A 13,634-nucleotide genomic window follows, 5' to 3' on the forward strand; every position below is an offset into this window, starting at 1 on the left:
GTATAATATGAAGGTAATTGCAGTCAATGGTAGTCCAAGGAAGAGCTGGAATACTGCGACTTTACTTAAAAAGGTTCTTGAAGGGGCTGAGTCTCAAGGGGCTAAAACTGAATTAGTTAATCTTTATGATTTAGATTTTAAAGGGTGTAAAAGTTGTTTTTCGTGTAAAACTAAGGGCAGTAAAAGTTATGGTAAATGTGCAGTTAAAGATGACTTAACTCCTATATTAGAAAGAATTGAAGAAGCAGATGCTGTTATTTTAGGCTCTCCAATTTATTTGGGGACAGTCACTGGTGAAATGAGGTCGTTAATTGAGCGTTTGATATTTCCGTATTTAACATATACTGAGCCTATACAGTCTCTTTTCCCCAAAAAGATCCATTCTGCATTTATTTACACCATGAATATTGCTGAAGAACAGATAGAATCGTATGGATATGCTACACACTTCAATACCAATGAAAATTATCTCAGGTTGATATTTGGAGAGGCAGAATCACTCTTCAGCTATGATACGTATCAGTTCAGAGACTATTCTAGGGTACTTGCTACTCGTTTTGATGAGAAGAGGAAAGCAAAAAGGCGGAGAGAAGTGTTTCCAGAAGACTGCCAGAAGGCTTTTGAGATGGGAGCTAGATTTGCTAAAAATGAGTAAGAAGATTGATTGTATATTTGATCAATCTAAAAATTAATTTTTAAATTAAATAAAATTAAGCTTCGGCTTTTAATATATCCAGTTTGGCCTTAGCTTTTTTAAATGCCTTTAAAAATGAATCATCATCCTTTGTAGGGATAATTTCTAGTCCTAATTTTCGTTGCTCATCGATCCATTCTATAGAAAATACAGGGATATCGATTTTTATAGGCTCTTCTGTTGGGTTTACAACGATGATGTTCCTATATGGAAAATCGACTTCAACGATGTATCCTCCAACACTTATGATATGGAGAGGTCTTACTACGAATTTCATATTACTGTCCTCATGATCTATTTTTCTGGATATTAACTTAATTTTTTTACAGGAAAGATGCAGCAATAGCTACTGCACCTAATATGGAAGTAACAGCTACAACGGGGTAAAACTGTTTGAATGTGAATACTGGGGAGAATGCACTCATTGATGCAATCAAAATTGGGAATATTATTGCTGTTGCAAGTGTTACCAGTATTCCTGGGCTGAACAGGTTTGGTGGTATTCCGATGAACATGGTTGTAAATAAGCTTGCAAGCACGAATATCAATAAACCCTTTGTGATATAAGTGTATGCCCTGTATTTTGACATGTACTCGAGCATTGGTCCTTCTATAACGTCTGCTTTGGTTTTCATTATGGCAAATGGGTATTCGTTGAGTAATATCATGGAACCAATGAAATATACGACAGCACCTATGGCGCCAGCTACAGTAAAGAGTACTGGACCATGTAACTGCTGAAATGCAATTATATTGCTGAGGTATATGCTTTTAGACATTGCAACAGGCACGAAAAGCGCTATGTAAAGTGGGAATGACCCGAAAGCTATAAGTCTAAATGCACGCAGGGTACTCAGTTCTTCAATAAATGAACGTGTTGCATCCACGTGTTTAGCTCCTTTTGCATGGTCTGGGAAAGGCATGTTTACTGATAATACTGATTTGGAAAGTGAACCCATAAACATGTATGTGATCTCTTCAACTTTTAGCAATCCCACAACTGCTATAATGCTCGCTAATCCTCCCAAGAAGTACATTTGGGGCATTATGATTAATAATATGGCTGTTACTATAATTAAGCTGATTAAAGGAATTGCATTGTACAATCTGGGCATTGGAGAGTTTGGAGTTACGGCCTCTTTAAAGAAAAATTTGATTGGAGCCATGAGCCCCGGACTTGAGATGGGAGGGCCTACTCTCTGTTGAATTCTTGCTTGAACGAACTTTCTTTCAATACCTGGAAGCCAGACACTGACTGCAAATGCTATAATTAATGTTCCAACCACTGCAATTGCCGAACTTATAATCATTGATGTATCCATTTGCCATTTCTCCTAACTTTTATTAGACTTATTTGTTGATATTAATTTTAAAAATTTGAATAAGTTTAGATGATCTTGTTCTGTTTATTTGTTTTTTTGAGTGGATGATCCACTATTTGTATTGCACGGTCAGTGCATGTAAAACATGGATCGCACTGAACTATTGCTAATTGTGCTTCGGTTATGTGAGTTCCTATACAGGCATGTTCCATTGCATTTATATTTGTTATGGAGGGTGTCCTGATTATAGAATTTCTTACTCTTCCATCCTCTAATCTGTAAGAGTGGTAGAGTTTACCCCTTGGTGCTTCTATATAACTTCTTATTATGCCTGTATCCTGCATTTCCCAGCTTCTATTTGTGATTTTTCCTTCTGGAAGGTCTTTAACAGCCTGTCTTATTATTTTTATAGCTTCAAAAATCTCAAGTGCACGCATTAAAAGGTTGGATTTAACATCCCCATCATCTTGGGTAATTACCTCAAATTCAAATGGGTCATACTGCCTCATGTCTCTCCTTAAATCTACTTCAACTCCTGTTGAACGGAGTGTTGGTCCTGTTGCAGCTAATCTAAGGGCATCTTCTTTACTAAGTGCAGCAACTCCTGTTATACGGGACATGATCATGGGGTCTCTTGTGAACCTGTCTGCAAATTCTGTCATTTTCTCTTCGATAAGATCCATGCCTTCACTGATTTTCTGTATCCTCATTTCATTTAGATCTGAACGGGGTCTTATACCTCCAATTACAGGGACACCGTACTGGACACGGTTACCTCCAATCATTCGGAGGAGTTCCATTACAGTCTCTCTTATGTAAAATATCCTCATTGAAAATGTTTCATGACCTAAAACCTCGCATCCATGGGCTAGATAAAGTAAATGGCTGTGTAACCTCTCAAGTTCGCTCATAATAAGCCTTATATATTCTGCTCTTGGAGGAACATCAATTTCAAGCCCTTTTTCAGCTACAAGGCATGAGTTCCAGATGTGGATATGGGAACATATTCCACATATTTTTTCTGTAAGGGCATTTGCCTTTTCAACAGGCAGCCCTTCCATTATTCTTTCAATTCCCCTGTGGTTGACACCTATGGTTATCTCGGCATCTCTTACATATTCATCTTCAACAAATAATCTTACTCTGTATGGTTCTAATGCTGCAGAGTGTACTGTTCCTAAAGGAACTTCTGTTTCGATTACTTTGCTGTTAACCTGGTTATTGTTACTCATAATATATCCCTGCTAAATAAGCTTATTTTTCCCTAATTCATTAAGTATAATTCAATAATTTTATTTTGCATTTAATAGTAAAGGTAAAGCTGATACAACTCCTGATAAAACATCTTCTGGCCTTACGGCACATCCTGGGACTTTAGCATCTACTGGTATGATCTGATCAACAGGTCCGGCTATTTCTTCAGAGGGAATATCTCCATGGATGTTCTTGTAAACTCCGCCCATTGTTGCACATGCTCCTGCTGCTACAACAGCTTTAGGCTCTGGAATTGATTCGTAAATTGCTTTTAAAGGTGCTTCTACATGTTTTGTAACAGGCCCTGTAACTACAAGCACGTCTGCTTCCCTGGGGTTCCATGTTAAAAATACTTTGTACTGTTCTGCGTCGTATTTTGGCGAAAGTATACAGTTTACTATTTCTATATCGCAGCCATTACATCCTCCAGTATATACAAGCATCACATGTACGGCTCTTGCTCTTGAATATGATTTTAGACTCAAATTCATCCCTCTTAGTGATTAATTATTATTTAGAATTTTGATCTTCTCTTTTTCTTATTACTGCATTGTCAGAGAGAAACTTGGAAATATAAGCTATTTTGTCTTCAGATATCTTAACTGGCTTTTCAAGAAGTTCTTTTATATCTGGATTCACGTCTCCAACATCATTTGGATGTATAGTACCTGCTTCTCCGAATAATGCATAAAGCGGACAAAAATCATGACAATGATAACAATGCACACATTTTAAAGTATTCAGCTCTGGTTTTTCTTTTTTAATGATGCCTTCTATTACTTCAACAGGTTCTTCAAGGCTTACCATTTCTATCGCGCCTGTTGGGCATACATTTTTACATCCAGAACATCCAATACAGGGTACTTCAGCAACCTTATCTGTAGGCACAATTTCTCCATTCAGGATTTTATTTCGAAGTTCCATGTCAGTTACTCGATCTGATGCGAAAAGAATCCTTTTTACGTTGCTGTATACTCCCTCTAAAAATATGATGCCTAAGTTTTTCATTTTGCTACCTCGAATTCTCTTTCAAATAGTATGGCTCGTGCAGGACACACATTGCTACATGCACCACAGTATATGCACTTTGAATCATCTACTGTAACTCTGCCCATTTCATCTTCAGTAATTGCTTCTTCTGGACAGGTTTTAATACAAAGTTTACAGTTCATACATAACTTGTTTTCTACAAATACAAAACCATCTTTTATAGATTTTTTTCTCATGGTGGTTTGCGGAATTGCATCTTGAGGGCAATGAATTGCACATTTTTCACATAGCACGCATTTTTCAAGATCTACTTCGATACTTCCCCTTTTAAGAGTAACTGCGTCTTTTGGACATATTTCTGAACATATGCCGCAGGATATACAATCTTCAGACACATCACCTTTCCATGTAATTGTTTTGAAGCCTCTTGCTTCATTTACATCACATGCCTTAACACATCTGCCGCATGAAACACAGTATCCTTTAATAGGCCGTTCTTTTTCATTGGATACTCTTAATGTCCCTACTGGACAAGCATCTAGGCATTCCATAGTGTCACATTCCTCACAAAGTGAAGGGTCATAACGTATTTTACCATTTATCATCTGCAGTGCTCCATATGAACATGCTTCGGTACACAAGCCGCAGTTTAAACATGAAATAATGCAGCCTTTAGCTTCTTTGGAGTCACTATTCCTTTTGATCTTAAAGTCTTCAATGGCTATTGCATTATTTGGGCATTCTTTAACACATTTAAGGCAGAGAGTACATTTTGTTTCATCAATTGTCCCGTTGGATATGGCGCCGGCTGGACATACATCTTCACATATTCTGCATTCCTGGCACACGCCTTCAAGGTCATTGTTGATTATAATGGCATCTGTTGGGCAGTAGTATTCACATCTACCGCAGAATGTACACTTTTGCGTGTCTGTAATCACGTTGACTCTGCTTGATTTTCCTTCTTCTTTTTTAACTCTTATCTGCGGCGGGTTTGTGAGATTTAAAGATTCAAGGAACTTAATTTGCCTGTCTTCTATTACATCATACGCGTCAACACGGGCACCAATTGGGCAGGTGTCTACACATATTCCACATCTAGAGCATATCCCTTTTACCAGATCCCCCTCAATTGATATGCTGCTTACAGGACAGGTTAACTCGCAGACTCCGCATGCGTTACATTTTGCCCTATCAACAACATAACCTCCATATCTATTTTTAAAAATAGCTCTGTTGGGGCATGCTTCTTCACAAGCGCCACAGGTAATACAGCTGAATGCTTTACCGTTTATTAATCTAATGGCACCTGTGGGGCATTCTTTGATACATTCTCCGATGCCTTCGCATTTTTTGGTTGATAAAAACATAATCTTTACCCTCTAACTCTTTTTTCGAATGTTTAAATGTGACTTGAATCTTTGATTATCTTGAAGTGTACTTACTACACTCAACTTCTAACTCTAAATCAATCTTTTTTAGACATTATTACTCTCTTGTTTTAAAGTCTTATTATCTCCCGAAAGTTAATTTACCAATTATTATACCTACAATGCCTGATAAAATTCCTGATGCTAAAGGAAGATCCTGATAATATGGGAAAGGTCCCTGGTAGTAAGCTATTATGATTGCTACAATTACCACAATGGCGTAAACTTCTTTATCAAACTTCAATTTACTTTCTGGAACTGGTTTTATTCTCGTTCCTAATATGAATCCCAGCAGAAATCCAAGCACCAATGGACCAAGGTAGAAAATCATTGTTCATCCTCTCCAAAAAGATTGTCACGTTGTTCATCACTTCTTAGGAGTTTATCACTCTCTAAGAAAGCTATTACCACTGCACTTAGGCCGACTAACACTTTTAAACCCACTACAAAGTTTAGGTAGGGTATAATTCCTGCATGTACTGGGTCAGGATAGTCAAACAGGTTTTGTATGAATTGTGGTACTATATTGTAAAGATCAACACCAAGGTTGTACATGAAGAACCCGGAGAATACCAATCCTGCAAGCCCTAAAAATATATAGCCTAAAGCGCCTGCACTTTCAAGGGATGCCATAAAGCTGTGTGAAATTTTAATGGGACTTTCTTCCAGTCCGTAGACAATGATACAGAATATTATGCCTCCTGCTATCATTGCACCTCCCTGAAATCCTCCTCCAGGGGTTATATGCCCTCCAAGGATTGTATTTAATCCTATAAGAATTATTATGAGTGATATTGGAAATACAAATAATTTAAGGATTGTACTCATTTGTCTTCCTCCCCACCGAAATCAACCTTTCCTCTTCCAAATATAAGCAGTACAACAACAACTGCAGTTACAAGTATCAGTGCTTCTCCAAGTGTATCATATCCTCTCCAGTCGAATACTACGTTTGTAACCATGTTTGGAGCGATATGAGGGCCTATCCAGTTATAAATATAACTTATTCCTGGGTTCAATATCTGGTCAAACCCGTATATAGCATGGAATAGTGTCACGGCGAATAATAATAATGAAATACTTGCAATAAGGTTCTTTAAACCTTCAGACATTTAAACTCCCCCAGTAGAACAATACTGAAATGATTCCCAGTGCTAAAATTGTATAGAATACCATTCCATTAAGTGAATCATTTTGTTCTTCTTTTAATTTTGGCATGACAGGCATTGCAAAAAATGCTATTACAATTACCAGAAGAACTGCAACAATCATTAAAGCATTGCTGAAGAATCTTAACATTATCACTGCAACCAAAAGGGATGATAAAAGCGTTATTTCTGCTGCTAACATTGATGAAGCTTCAATACTGGTTACAGCTTTATTTTCTCCATCCTGTCCTTGAACTTTCTTTATTCTGTTTATTATAATATCGTAAATGCCCATAGAATCCCTCTATTTTATATTACCAAGCTATTTGCTAGTCCCTGCAGGAAACCAGTTGCAACCTGCGGGAAAAGACCTAATATAATACACACAATCAGGAGTACAACCAGAGAGAATATGGTTGCTTTAGGTATTTTGCCCTCTTTGATTTCAAGTTCTCTTGGTTTAGGCCTCATATAAACGGCATAAAATGCCTTCATAAATGTCATAAATGTCACAATACTTAGAAGTATCATGATTATACCCAGTTCAGGTATTCCTGCACTTAAAGAGGACTGAATCAACATTAATTTACTTTGGAATGCGTTAAGAGGTGGAACACCTGCCATTGCAAGCCCTGCTAAGAATACGAGTAAGGCTGCTTTTGGTGCTTCTGCCATCATTCCTCCCAGTTTTCGGATATCACTTTCTTTTGTCTTATAAAGGATAGTACCGAATCCTATAAACAAGAAAGCGGTTATCACTGCTTCATTTACTGCCTGGAAAAGTCCTGCTGTTATACTTGCAGCAGTTCCAATTCCAAGTCCTAATCCGATGTAACCTAATTCACCAACAGCGAGATATCCAATAATCCTTTTAACGTCGGTCTGCATGAGTGCCATAGTTATGCTGAGTATCATTGCAGCTAAAGATATGGCTATTATAAAAACCTTTGAAAATGCCAGGTATGAGAATATTCTGAGGATTATGACTCCAAGTGCTGCAAGTGTAAATACTGAAAATACCTGAAGCAAAGCAGCTCCATGAGGTAAAGCTTTACTGTATATATCTGATTTTATGGTGTGGAATGGTGGGAGTCCCGATGCATAAAGCCATCCAAATGTTATAAGTGCGCACGCCATAAGCAGTACTGGATTTTTAGGGTCTACTAATCCGTGTTGTAGGGAATAAACTATATCGGTTATGTTAACGTTACCTGTAACCCCTAGAAGGAGAGCTATTCCGAGTAATAGCAATGGGGAAGCAATACTTCCTAGAATCATGTATTTTAGGGCAGTTTCGTAACTACCTTTAATTTTAGATGCAACCACAATACCAACCTGTGCTATTGCTGCAATTTCAAAGAAGACATAAAGGTTGAATATGTCGTCTGTAAGAAGAATTGCGGTCATTGCAGCTGTTCCCATAAACATCAGGAATGCATAGACTCCAGAAGCTTTTTTTGTTTCGCTTAAAGACGTAAAGATTGCTAAAAATGCAATTAAGCATAATATAAATATTAAAATCTGCTGAGCACTACCAAATGAATAGACTATACCCATGTGGAACAGGTTTAATGCAGAATTTGTAATAAAAGCTGGCAATCCCTGTGCTAGCGTGGGGCTATTTGCTAATGTGCTGTACCCTCCTACGTAGTGAAAACCATAGGTTGTAACTAAAGGTATAATCGGTAAAGCTAAAGCTACTACAATTGAGAGTATTTTTACAATACGGTCCTTTGTATGGAACAGGTTTAAAAGCAGTGCACATGTAATTGGAATTATAACCATGAGTGGAATTAATGGGTTCATAGTTCGCCTCCCATTAACCATTTAGGCTTATTCAAAGACAGATTAATGTGATTTTGAATATCTGTGTTTTTTATTCCGGACATCTTTTTACTCTCCAAGAATCTTTGACGCGTTTATTGACCCGTACTTTTTGTATAATACTATTATTAAACCGAGCATTACAGCCAGTGTACTTGCCCCAATTACAATACTGGTGAGAACTAAAGCAAATGGGAGTGGATATGATGCATTTTGGGCAAACTGGTCAATTACCATGCCTGGCATGAAAATATACACGATCCCGCCGGCTTTGTATCCCATTGTGATAATGAATAGATTTACTCCATCTGCAATAAAGGCTAGCCCTATGACCTTTTTTATTAAATTATCAATAAATAAAGCGGCAAATATTCCTATTATTATTAGTGCTCCTGATGTGAAAAACGATGCAAGTTGTGTATCTATAACCATGATAATCCCTCAAAATGCAATAAATGTAACTATTCTTCCTCCATTCTACGTGTTTTCTTAACTGCGAGTGCAATAAATACGGGTATTATAGCTGAACCTACAATTGCTTGAGTCAATGCTACATCGGGAGCCAGTAAATATTGGAACAGAAAAGCAATTGCAGTTCCTGAAATCCCAGTTAATATGGCTGCTTTAAGGAGATCTCTTTGGATTAAAGCTATAATTGCTCCGAAGACTGCTATAATCATTAATATGTAATCAATCATTTTTTTCCTCTCCATAATAATAAGCATTAGCTATAGCATGAGATGCGAGTGGTGTAAGGAAAAGGTATATAATACCTAAATAGTACGTATTGGGAAGCACGATTAGTGCTAGGATACAAGCCATATCAGCTACACCGAGCATATGCACTCTTGCATAGAGAATTTTATTTTTATCATCCTTGTATCTGAGTAGTCCGATTGCGGTAAGGACTATGAGGATTGCAGATATTATCATTACTGCTGATCTTATCAAAGTTATTATGTCATCCAAATTACCATCCCCGTATAACCTTTGAAAATGCTATGGTGCCTATAGGGCCCAAAATAATCAGTGCAAGGGCTATAGTCTCACAATATAATATTCCATAAACTTGTCCGATTAAAACTAATAAGGTTGCTACGGCAATACTCAAACCTAGTAGACCTACAATACCCATGGATATGGTCTTTCTGGTTGAAATTCGTATTGATGCAAGTGCATAAAATGCAAGTGCGCCCATTAAAATGTATTCAGATATCGTTAGTATATCCATTTTAACACCTTTGTTTACTCTAGCCACCCTTTAATATATGGTTCAAAGGGAATTACATCCTCTTTTTTTCTTGAAACGATTGTTGCAACTTTTATAATGCAGTTTTCAGTGTCTACATCAATTGAAAGTGTACCTGGGGTTAAAGTTATGCTATTTGCAAGTATAACCTGAGAAATTGGCCTTTTAAGTTCAGTTTCAATTTCTATTATTTCTGGTTCGACTTTACCATTCAACGTTCTTCCTGCTACATCTAAAGTAGCTTTTATGATCTCTATAATAAGCACGATGAAATAAGCAATTGCATAAAACATTTTGAATATGATATTCATGGAGTAACCTCTCTTTGCAAACAATGTAATCTTTAATTATATGGTTTAAGGTGAAATTTCGCTATCACCTTGAAAATCAACCATTATATCATGTAATTATAATGATAAAACATGATATATAAAGATAACTCTTTTATCTTTGGATGATTAGTATGCCTTAATTTATTACCTCAAAAACAAGAATTACTCTAACTTTATAATCATAAATCAAAATACTGTACTGTTCAACTTAAAAACGTAGATAAACGCTAAAAATGCCCATAATATGAATAAAACTGCTCCAGAACGTTTTTTAAATTTTTTAGATGATGCTGGGTTTAATAAACGTATTCCGCTGGGGGTGAAAAGATCAAGTAATATGTGGCTTAAAGATCCAATTAATATGGCTAAAAAAACGTAAAGCATATTTAGATCCGTATTTTCTGTTATTATAATTCCGGCAGGTACAAGGATAAAAAATGGAAGTAAAAATTTCTTATTTAAAGCTATAATTCCTAAAATGACCGAAATTACAATTAGGCTGATTTTTTCATCGATATTAAACCCATGAAGTAATGTGTAAATTCCAATGATGGAAAAAGCAAGTAAAAATGATAAAGTCATTACTCCCCATATGGAATGTACAAAACCTCTATGTTTTGATAAATAAAATATAAATGCCATTATAATTAACGAAATTCCTATTAACGGTAATTTTAAAATATAAAGTGAAAACGTTAATAAAATCCCTAATACGGCTAGAAGAATCAGGTCATTCTTTCGTATGTGGTGGTCCATGTCTATCATTGATGCTCCAATCAATGCAAGTGAAAGATAGAAGATATCGTGAACGAAAGGTAATGCTATTATTAAAGAGAATATGGCGTGTTTTTTGTAAGACGGCATTTTAATCACTGAAAATCAGAAAAACAATGATATTTTATTAAGATTAGATTTAAATTATATCAAAATACTTTAAGTAGGATATCATCTGCAGGTAAGACCTTTCATGGCCTTCATTAGTTATTAATCCATTTTGTGATACCACTTCGCAGGTCACAGCTGGGACTCCTTCGAGGTTACACTCGTCCTCAAGTGCTCCATTGTATAATGCGCCGGCTTCTTTATGGCATATTATTTTTGAATAAGTGGACTCTGTTATGTACTTTGCTATCAAATAACTTTTATAACATGGGCTTTTGGAACAAAAGACGCTTTCAACACCAGGATTACTTCCCGGCTTGGTAGAATGAAAATCACCTGCAGCACTTATTTTAAGATCTTTAATGGCATTTAATATGTTATTGGATATAAAACCTCCTTTTGAGGCCGCTCTATTCATGTCTACTCCTTTAAATCTCCTTGAATTTTCCATAGTGGCATGGGGTACCGCAAAAGGTATTATATAGACTGTTCCATTTAGATCTTGATTTGATAATTCTCCTATGAGTCTGACTGCAGCTACCTGTGGGGGGAGTTCATTTCCATGTATTCCTGCAGTTATCATCACTTTTGGAAATCCACGGCCTATTTTTAAAAGGGGAGTTCCAGATTTTGCTGTGTAAACTAAGTCGGCTATGATTTCACTTTCAGGAACATGTTCCATTAAGTGAATATTTTTTTCAATTTCTCCCTTAGTTTCATTGGATATTGTAGTTATATTTTTGATAGCCATGACTTCCACCAAGTTTAAATTGATAATTGTTCTATAGTTATCTTATATTTTTATAGACTCATATAAATAATCAAGGTGAAATAATGAAAAAAGTTGTTCTCGCATTCAGTGGAGGTCTAGATACATCAGTGTGCATCAAGTTACTTGAAGAAAAATATAACATGGAAGTTGTAACAGCATGCGTAGATGTAGGACAGCCCGAAGATGAAATAGAAAGACCAGCGTCAGCTGCAGATAAAATAGGCGTTTCAAAACATTATACCATAGATGCAAAGGATGAATTTGCAGAAGATTTTATATTCAAAGCAATTAAAGCTAATGCATTATATGAAGGATACCCATTAAGTACTGCACTTGCAAGGCCGTTAATAGCAATGAAAATCGTAGAACTTGCTAAAAAAGAAGGTGCAGATGCAATAGCTCATGGATGTACTGGTAAAGGTAACGACCAGTTTAGATTTGAAGCTATGATCAGATCTAAATCCAATATGGATATAATTGCCCCAATAAGGGATTTAAACCTTACAAGAACTGAAGAAGTAGAATATGCAAAGGACCATGGTATTCCTCTTGCTTCTGACAAGCTTTACAGTATCGACGAAAACATATGGGGAAGATCTATAGAGGGAGATATCCTCGAAGACCCGATGGTTGAAACACCAGAAGAAGCATTCAACTGGACAAATTCAACTGAAGACGCGCCAGATGAAGCACAGATCCTGGAAATTAAATTTGAAAATGGGGTTCCTGTAGCTTTAGACAATGAAGAAATGAAACCTCTGGATATAATTGGAAAATGCAACGAAATTGCAGGTAAGCACGGTGTTGGTAGAATTGATATCATTGAGGACAGAATAATAGGACTCAAATCAAGGGAAAATTACGAAGTACCTGGAGCAATTTTACTTATAACTGCTCACAAAGCATTAGAACAGCTCACGCTCACAAGAAGCGAGCTTAAATTTGCTGCATACATTTCAGAAATGTATTCCGAGCTTGTATACGATGGACTATGGCATGATCCTCTAAGGGAAGACCTGGACAGTGCAGTTGATAAAATGCAGGGAAGGGTAACTGGAACTGTAAGAGTGAAACTCCACAAAGGAAACCTGAGGATACTTGGAAGGGAATCTCCTTACAGTATTTACAGTGAAGAAGCTGTTTCCTTTGAAGATAAAGGTATAGACCAGCGTGAAATGACTGGAATGGTCAAAAATTATGGTATGCAGGCTGCAACCTATAATAAAATATGTAAAAAGGACTGAATGGTCCTTAAATTTTTTATTTTAACATTTGAAAATCTTTCAAAGTTCCTTAATCATGCACAATAATTTTGCTTAATTGGTTTTCTTTTCTCAAAAAGCAAAAATAAATCCACAAAAACTTTATTAAGTTCTTTAACTAATATAAAGACGTGATAAAATGTCTATAGAACTTATAGTACTTGGAATCATAATACTAATTGTTGCATTTGCAGCACTTGGAATTCTGTTTAAAATTGCAGGACTACTGCTTAAAATACTAGTTCATGTAATACTTGGATGGATAGTTCTGTTCCTGGTAAATATACTTCCGTTTGTCCATATCCCTATAAATATACTGACGGTTCTTATTGCAGGGTTTGGAGGAATATGGGGAGTTCTGCTTTTAATAATCGCGCAGATATTAGGATTCTTTTAACTAAATTATCTTTTTTTAATCAATAAGAGTTAATTTCAAAAAAATAAAATTAATTTTTAAAACATACTGGCTATTGTA

At 36.2% G+C, this 13,634-nt stretch carries 21 protein-coding genes; 3 read left to right on the forward strand and 18 right to left on the reverse strand.

Annotation, left to right across the window (positions count from 1 at the left end; genetic code table 11):
* Window positions 1–7: 7 nt before the first annotated feature.
* Window positions 8–655 carry a flavodoxin family protein gene (locus ASJ80_RS08070; protein WP_069584996.1) on the forward strand — a complete coding sequence of 216 codons (648 nt, stop codon included), beginning with the start codon at window positions 8–10 and terminating at the stop codon, window positions 653–655.
* Window positions 656–710: 55 nt separating this feature from the next.
* Here the strand turns inward: ASJ80_RS08070 and ehbP are convergent, their stop codons facing one another.
* From ehbP to ASJ80_RS08160, 18 genes are all read right to left on the reverse strand, one after another.
* Window positions 711–971: an energy-converting hydrogenase B subunit EhbP gene (ehbP, locus tag ASJ80_RS08075; protein WP_069584998.1), complete on the reverse strand. Its 261-nt coding sequence runs from the start codon at window positions 969–971 to the stop codon at window positions 711–713.
* A 46-nt stretch (window positions 972–1,017) separates the two neighbouring features.
* Complete coding sequence (locus tag ASJ80_RS08080) at window positions 1,018–2,016, reverse strand: respiratory chain complex I subunit 1 family protein (protein WP_069584999.1); 999 nt, start codon at window positions 2,014–2,016, stop codon at window positions 1,018–1,020.
* A gap of 65 nt (window positions 2,017–2,081) precedes the next feature.
* Window positions 2,082–3,248 carry a hydrogenase large subunit gene (locus ASJ80_RS08085; RefSeq protein ID WP_069585001.1) on the reverse strand — a complete coding sequence of 389 codons (1,167 nt, stop codon included), beginning with the start codon at window positions 3,246–3,248 and terminating at the stop codon, window positions 2,082–2,084.
* Between the two features lie 60 nt (window positions 3,249–3,308).
* Window positions 3,309–3,755, reverse strand: coding sequence for an NADH-quinone oxidoreductase subunit B family protein (locus ASJ80_RS08090; RefSeq protein WP_069585003.1), 447 nt, complete (start codon window positions 3,753–3,755; stop codon window positions 3,309–3,311).
* A gap of 25 nt (window positions 3,756–3,780) precedes the next feature.
* The gene (locus ASJ80_RS08095) at window positions 3,781–4,278 is read right to left on the reverse strand and encodes a 4Fe-4S dicluster domain-containing protein (protein WP_069585004.1); all 498 of its coding nucleotides are present in this window, start codon (window positions 4,276–4,278) and stop codon (window positions 3,781–3,783) included.
* Window positions 4,275–5,630, reverse strand: a complete 1,356-nt coding sequence (locus tag ASJ80_RS08100; protein ID WP_069585006.1) for a 4Fe-4S binding protein — start codon at window positions 5,628–5,630, stop codon at window positions 4,275–4,277. Before ASJ80_RS08100 ends, ASJ80_RS08095 begins: the two co-directional genes overlap by 4 nt.
* Window positions 5,631–5,772: 142 nt before the next feature.
* Complete coding sequence (locus ASJ80_RS08105; protein ID WP_069585008.1) at window positions 5,773–6,021, reverse strand: energy-converting hydrogenase B subunit J; 249 nt, start codon at window positions 6,019–6,021, stop codon at window positions 5,773–5,775.
* A complete protein-coding gene (locus tag ASJ80_RS08110) occupies window positions 6,018–6,518 on the reverse strand; it encodes an MnhB domain-containing protein (protein ID WP_069585010.1) in 501 nt (166 codons plus the stop codon). The genes ASJ80_RS08105 and ASJ80_RS08110 overlap by 4 nt, the downstream gene beginning before the upstream one ends.
* Window positions 6,515–6,802, reverse strand: coding sequence for an EhbH (locus tag ASJ80_RS08115; protein WP_069585012.1), 288 nt, complete (start codon window positions 6,800–6,802; stop codon window positions 6,515–6,517). Before ASJ80_RS08115 ends, ASJ80_RS08110 begins: the two co-directional genes overlap by 4 nt.
* On the reverse strand, window positions 6,795–7,133 hold the full coding sequence (locus ASJ80_RS08120) for an energy-converting hydrogenase B subunit G, EhbG (RefSeq protein WP_069585014.1): 339 nt from the start codon (window positions 7,131–7,133) through the stop codon (window positions 6,795–6,797). The genes ASJ80_RS08115 and ASJ80_RS08120 overlap by 8 nt, the downstream gene beginning before the upstream one ends.
* Window positions 7,134–7,147: 14 nt before the next feature.
* The gene (gene ehbF / locus ASJ80_RS08125) at window positions 7,148–8,644 is read right to left on the reverse strand and encodes an energy conserving hydrogenase EhbF (RefSeq protein ID WP_069585016.1); all 1,497 of its coding nucleotides are present in this window, start codon (window positions 8,642–8,644) and stop codon (window positions 7,148–7,150) included.
* Window positions 8,645–8,731: 87 nt separating this feature from the next.
* Window positions 8,732–9,094 carry a cation:proton antiporter subunit C gene (locus ASJ80_RS08130; protein WP_069585018.1) on the reverse strand — a complete coding sequence of 121 codons (363 nt, stop codon included), beginning with the start codon at window positions 9,092–9,094 and terminating at the stop codon, window positions 8,732–8,734.
* 29 nt (window positions 9,095–9,123) lie between these two features.
* A complete protein-coding gene (locus tag ASJ80_RS08135) occupies window positions 9,124–9,360 on the reverse strand; it encodes a DUF4040 domain-containing protein (RefSeq protein ID WP_048082103.1) in 237 nt (78 codons plus the stop codon).
* The gene (locus ASJ80_RS08140) at window positions 9,353–9,631 is read right to left on the reverse strand and encodes a monovalent cation/H(+) antiporter subunit G (RefSeq protein WP_069585020.1); all 279 of its coding nucleotides are present in this window, start codon (window positions 9,629–9,631) and stop codon (window positions 9,353–9,355) included. Before ASJ80_RS08140 ends, ASJ80_RS08135 begins: the two co-directional genes overlap by 8 nt.
* 1 nt (window position 9,632) lies before the next feature.
* The gene (locus ASJ80_RS08145; RefSeq protein WP_069585022.1) at window positions 9,633–9,893 is read right to left on the reverse strand and encodes a monovalent cation/H+ antiporter complex subunit F; all 261 of its coding nucleotides are present in this window, start codon (window positions 9,891–9,893) and stop codon (window positions 9,633–9,635) included.
* Between the two features lie 14 nt (window positions 9,894–9,907).
* Window positions 9,908–10,222, reverse strand: a complete 315-nt coding sequence (locus ASJ80_RS08150; RefSeq protein WP_069585025.1) for a Na+/H+ antiporter subunit E — start codon at window positions 10,220–10,222, stop codon at window positions 9,908–9,910.
* Between the two features lie 207 nt (window positions 10,223–10,429).
* Window positions 10,430–11,107 carry a metal-dependent hydrolase gene (locus ASJ80_RS08155; protein WP_069585028.1) on the reverse strand — a complete coding sequence of 226 codons (678 nt, stop codon included), beginning with the start codon at window positions 11,105–11,107 and terminating at the stop codon, window positions 10,430–10,432.
* Window positions 11,108–11,156: 49 nt separating this feature from the next.
* A complete protein-coding gene (locus ASJ80_RS08160; RefSeq protein WP_069585030.1) occupies window positions 11,157–11,876 on the reverse strand; it encodes a succinylglutamate desuccinylase/aspartoacylase domain-containing protein in 720 nt (239 codons plus the stop codon).
* 83 nt (window positions 11,877–11,959) lie between these two features.
* Between ASJ80_RS08160 and ASJ80_RS08165 the strand changes: the two genes are divergently transcribed.
* Entirely contained in the window at window positions 11,960–13,141 is a 1,182-nt protein-coding gene (locus ASJ80_RS08165) for an argininosuccinate synthase (protein WP_069585032.1), read from the forward strand.
* 157 nt (window positions 13,142–13,298) lie between these two features.
* A complete protein-coding gene (locus tag ASJ80_RS08170) occupies window positions 13,299–13,556 on the forward strand; it encodes a pro-sigmaK processing inhibitor BofA family protein (RefSeq protein WP_069585035.1) in 258 nt (85 codons plus the stop codon).
* The last annotated feature ends 78 nt before the right edge of the window (window positions 13,557–13,634 follow it).

The organism is Methanobacterium bryantii, assembly GCF_002287175.1.
GTDB lineage: Archaea > Methanobacteriota > Methanobacteria > Methanobacteriales > Methanobacteriaceae > Methanobacterium_D > Methanobacterium_D bryantii.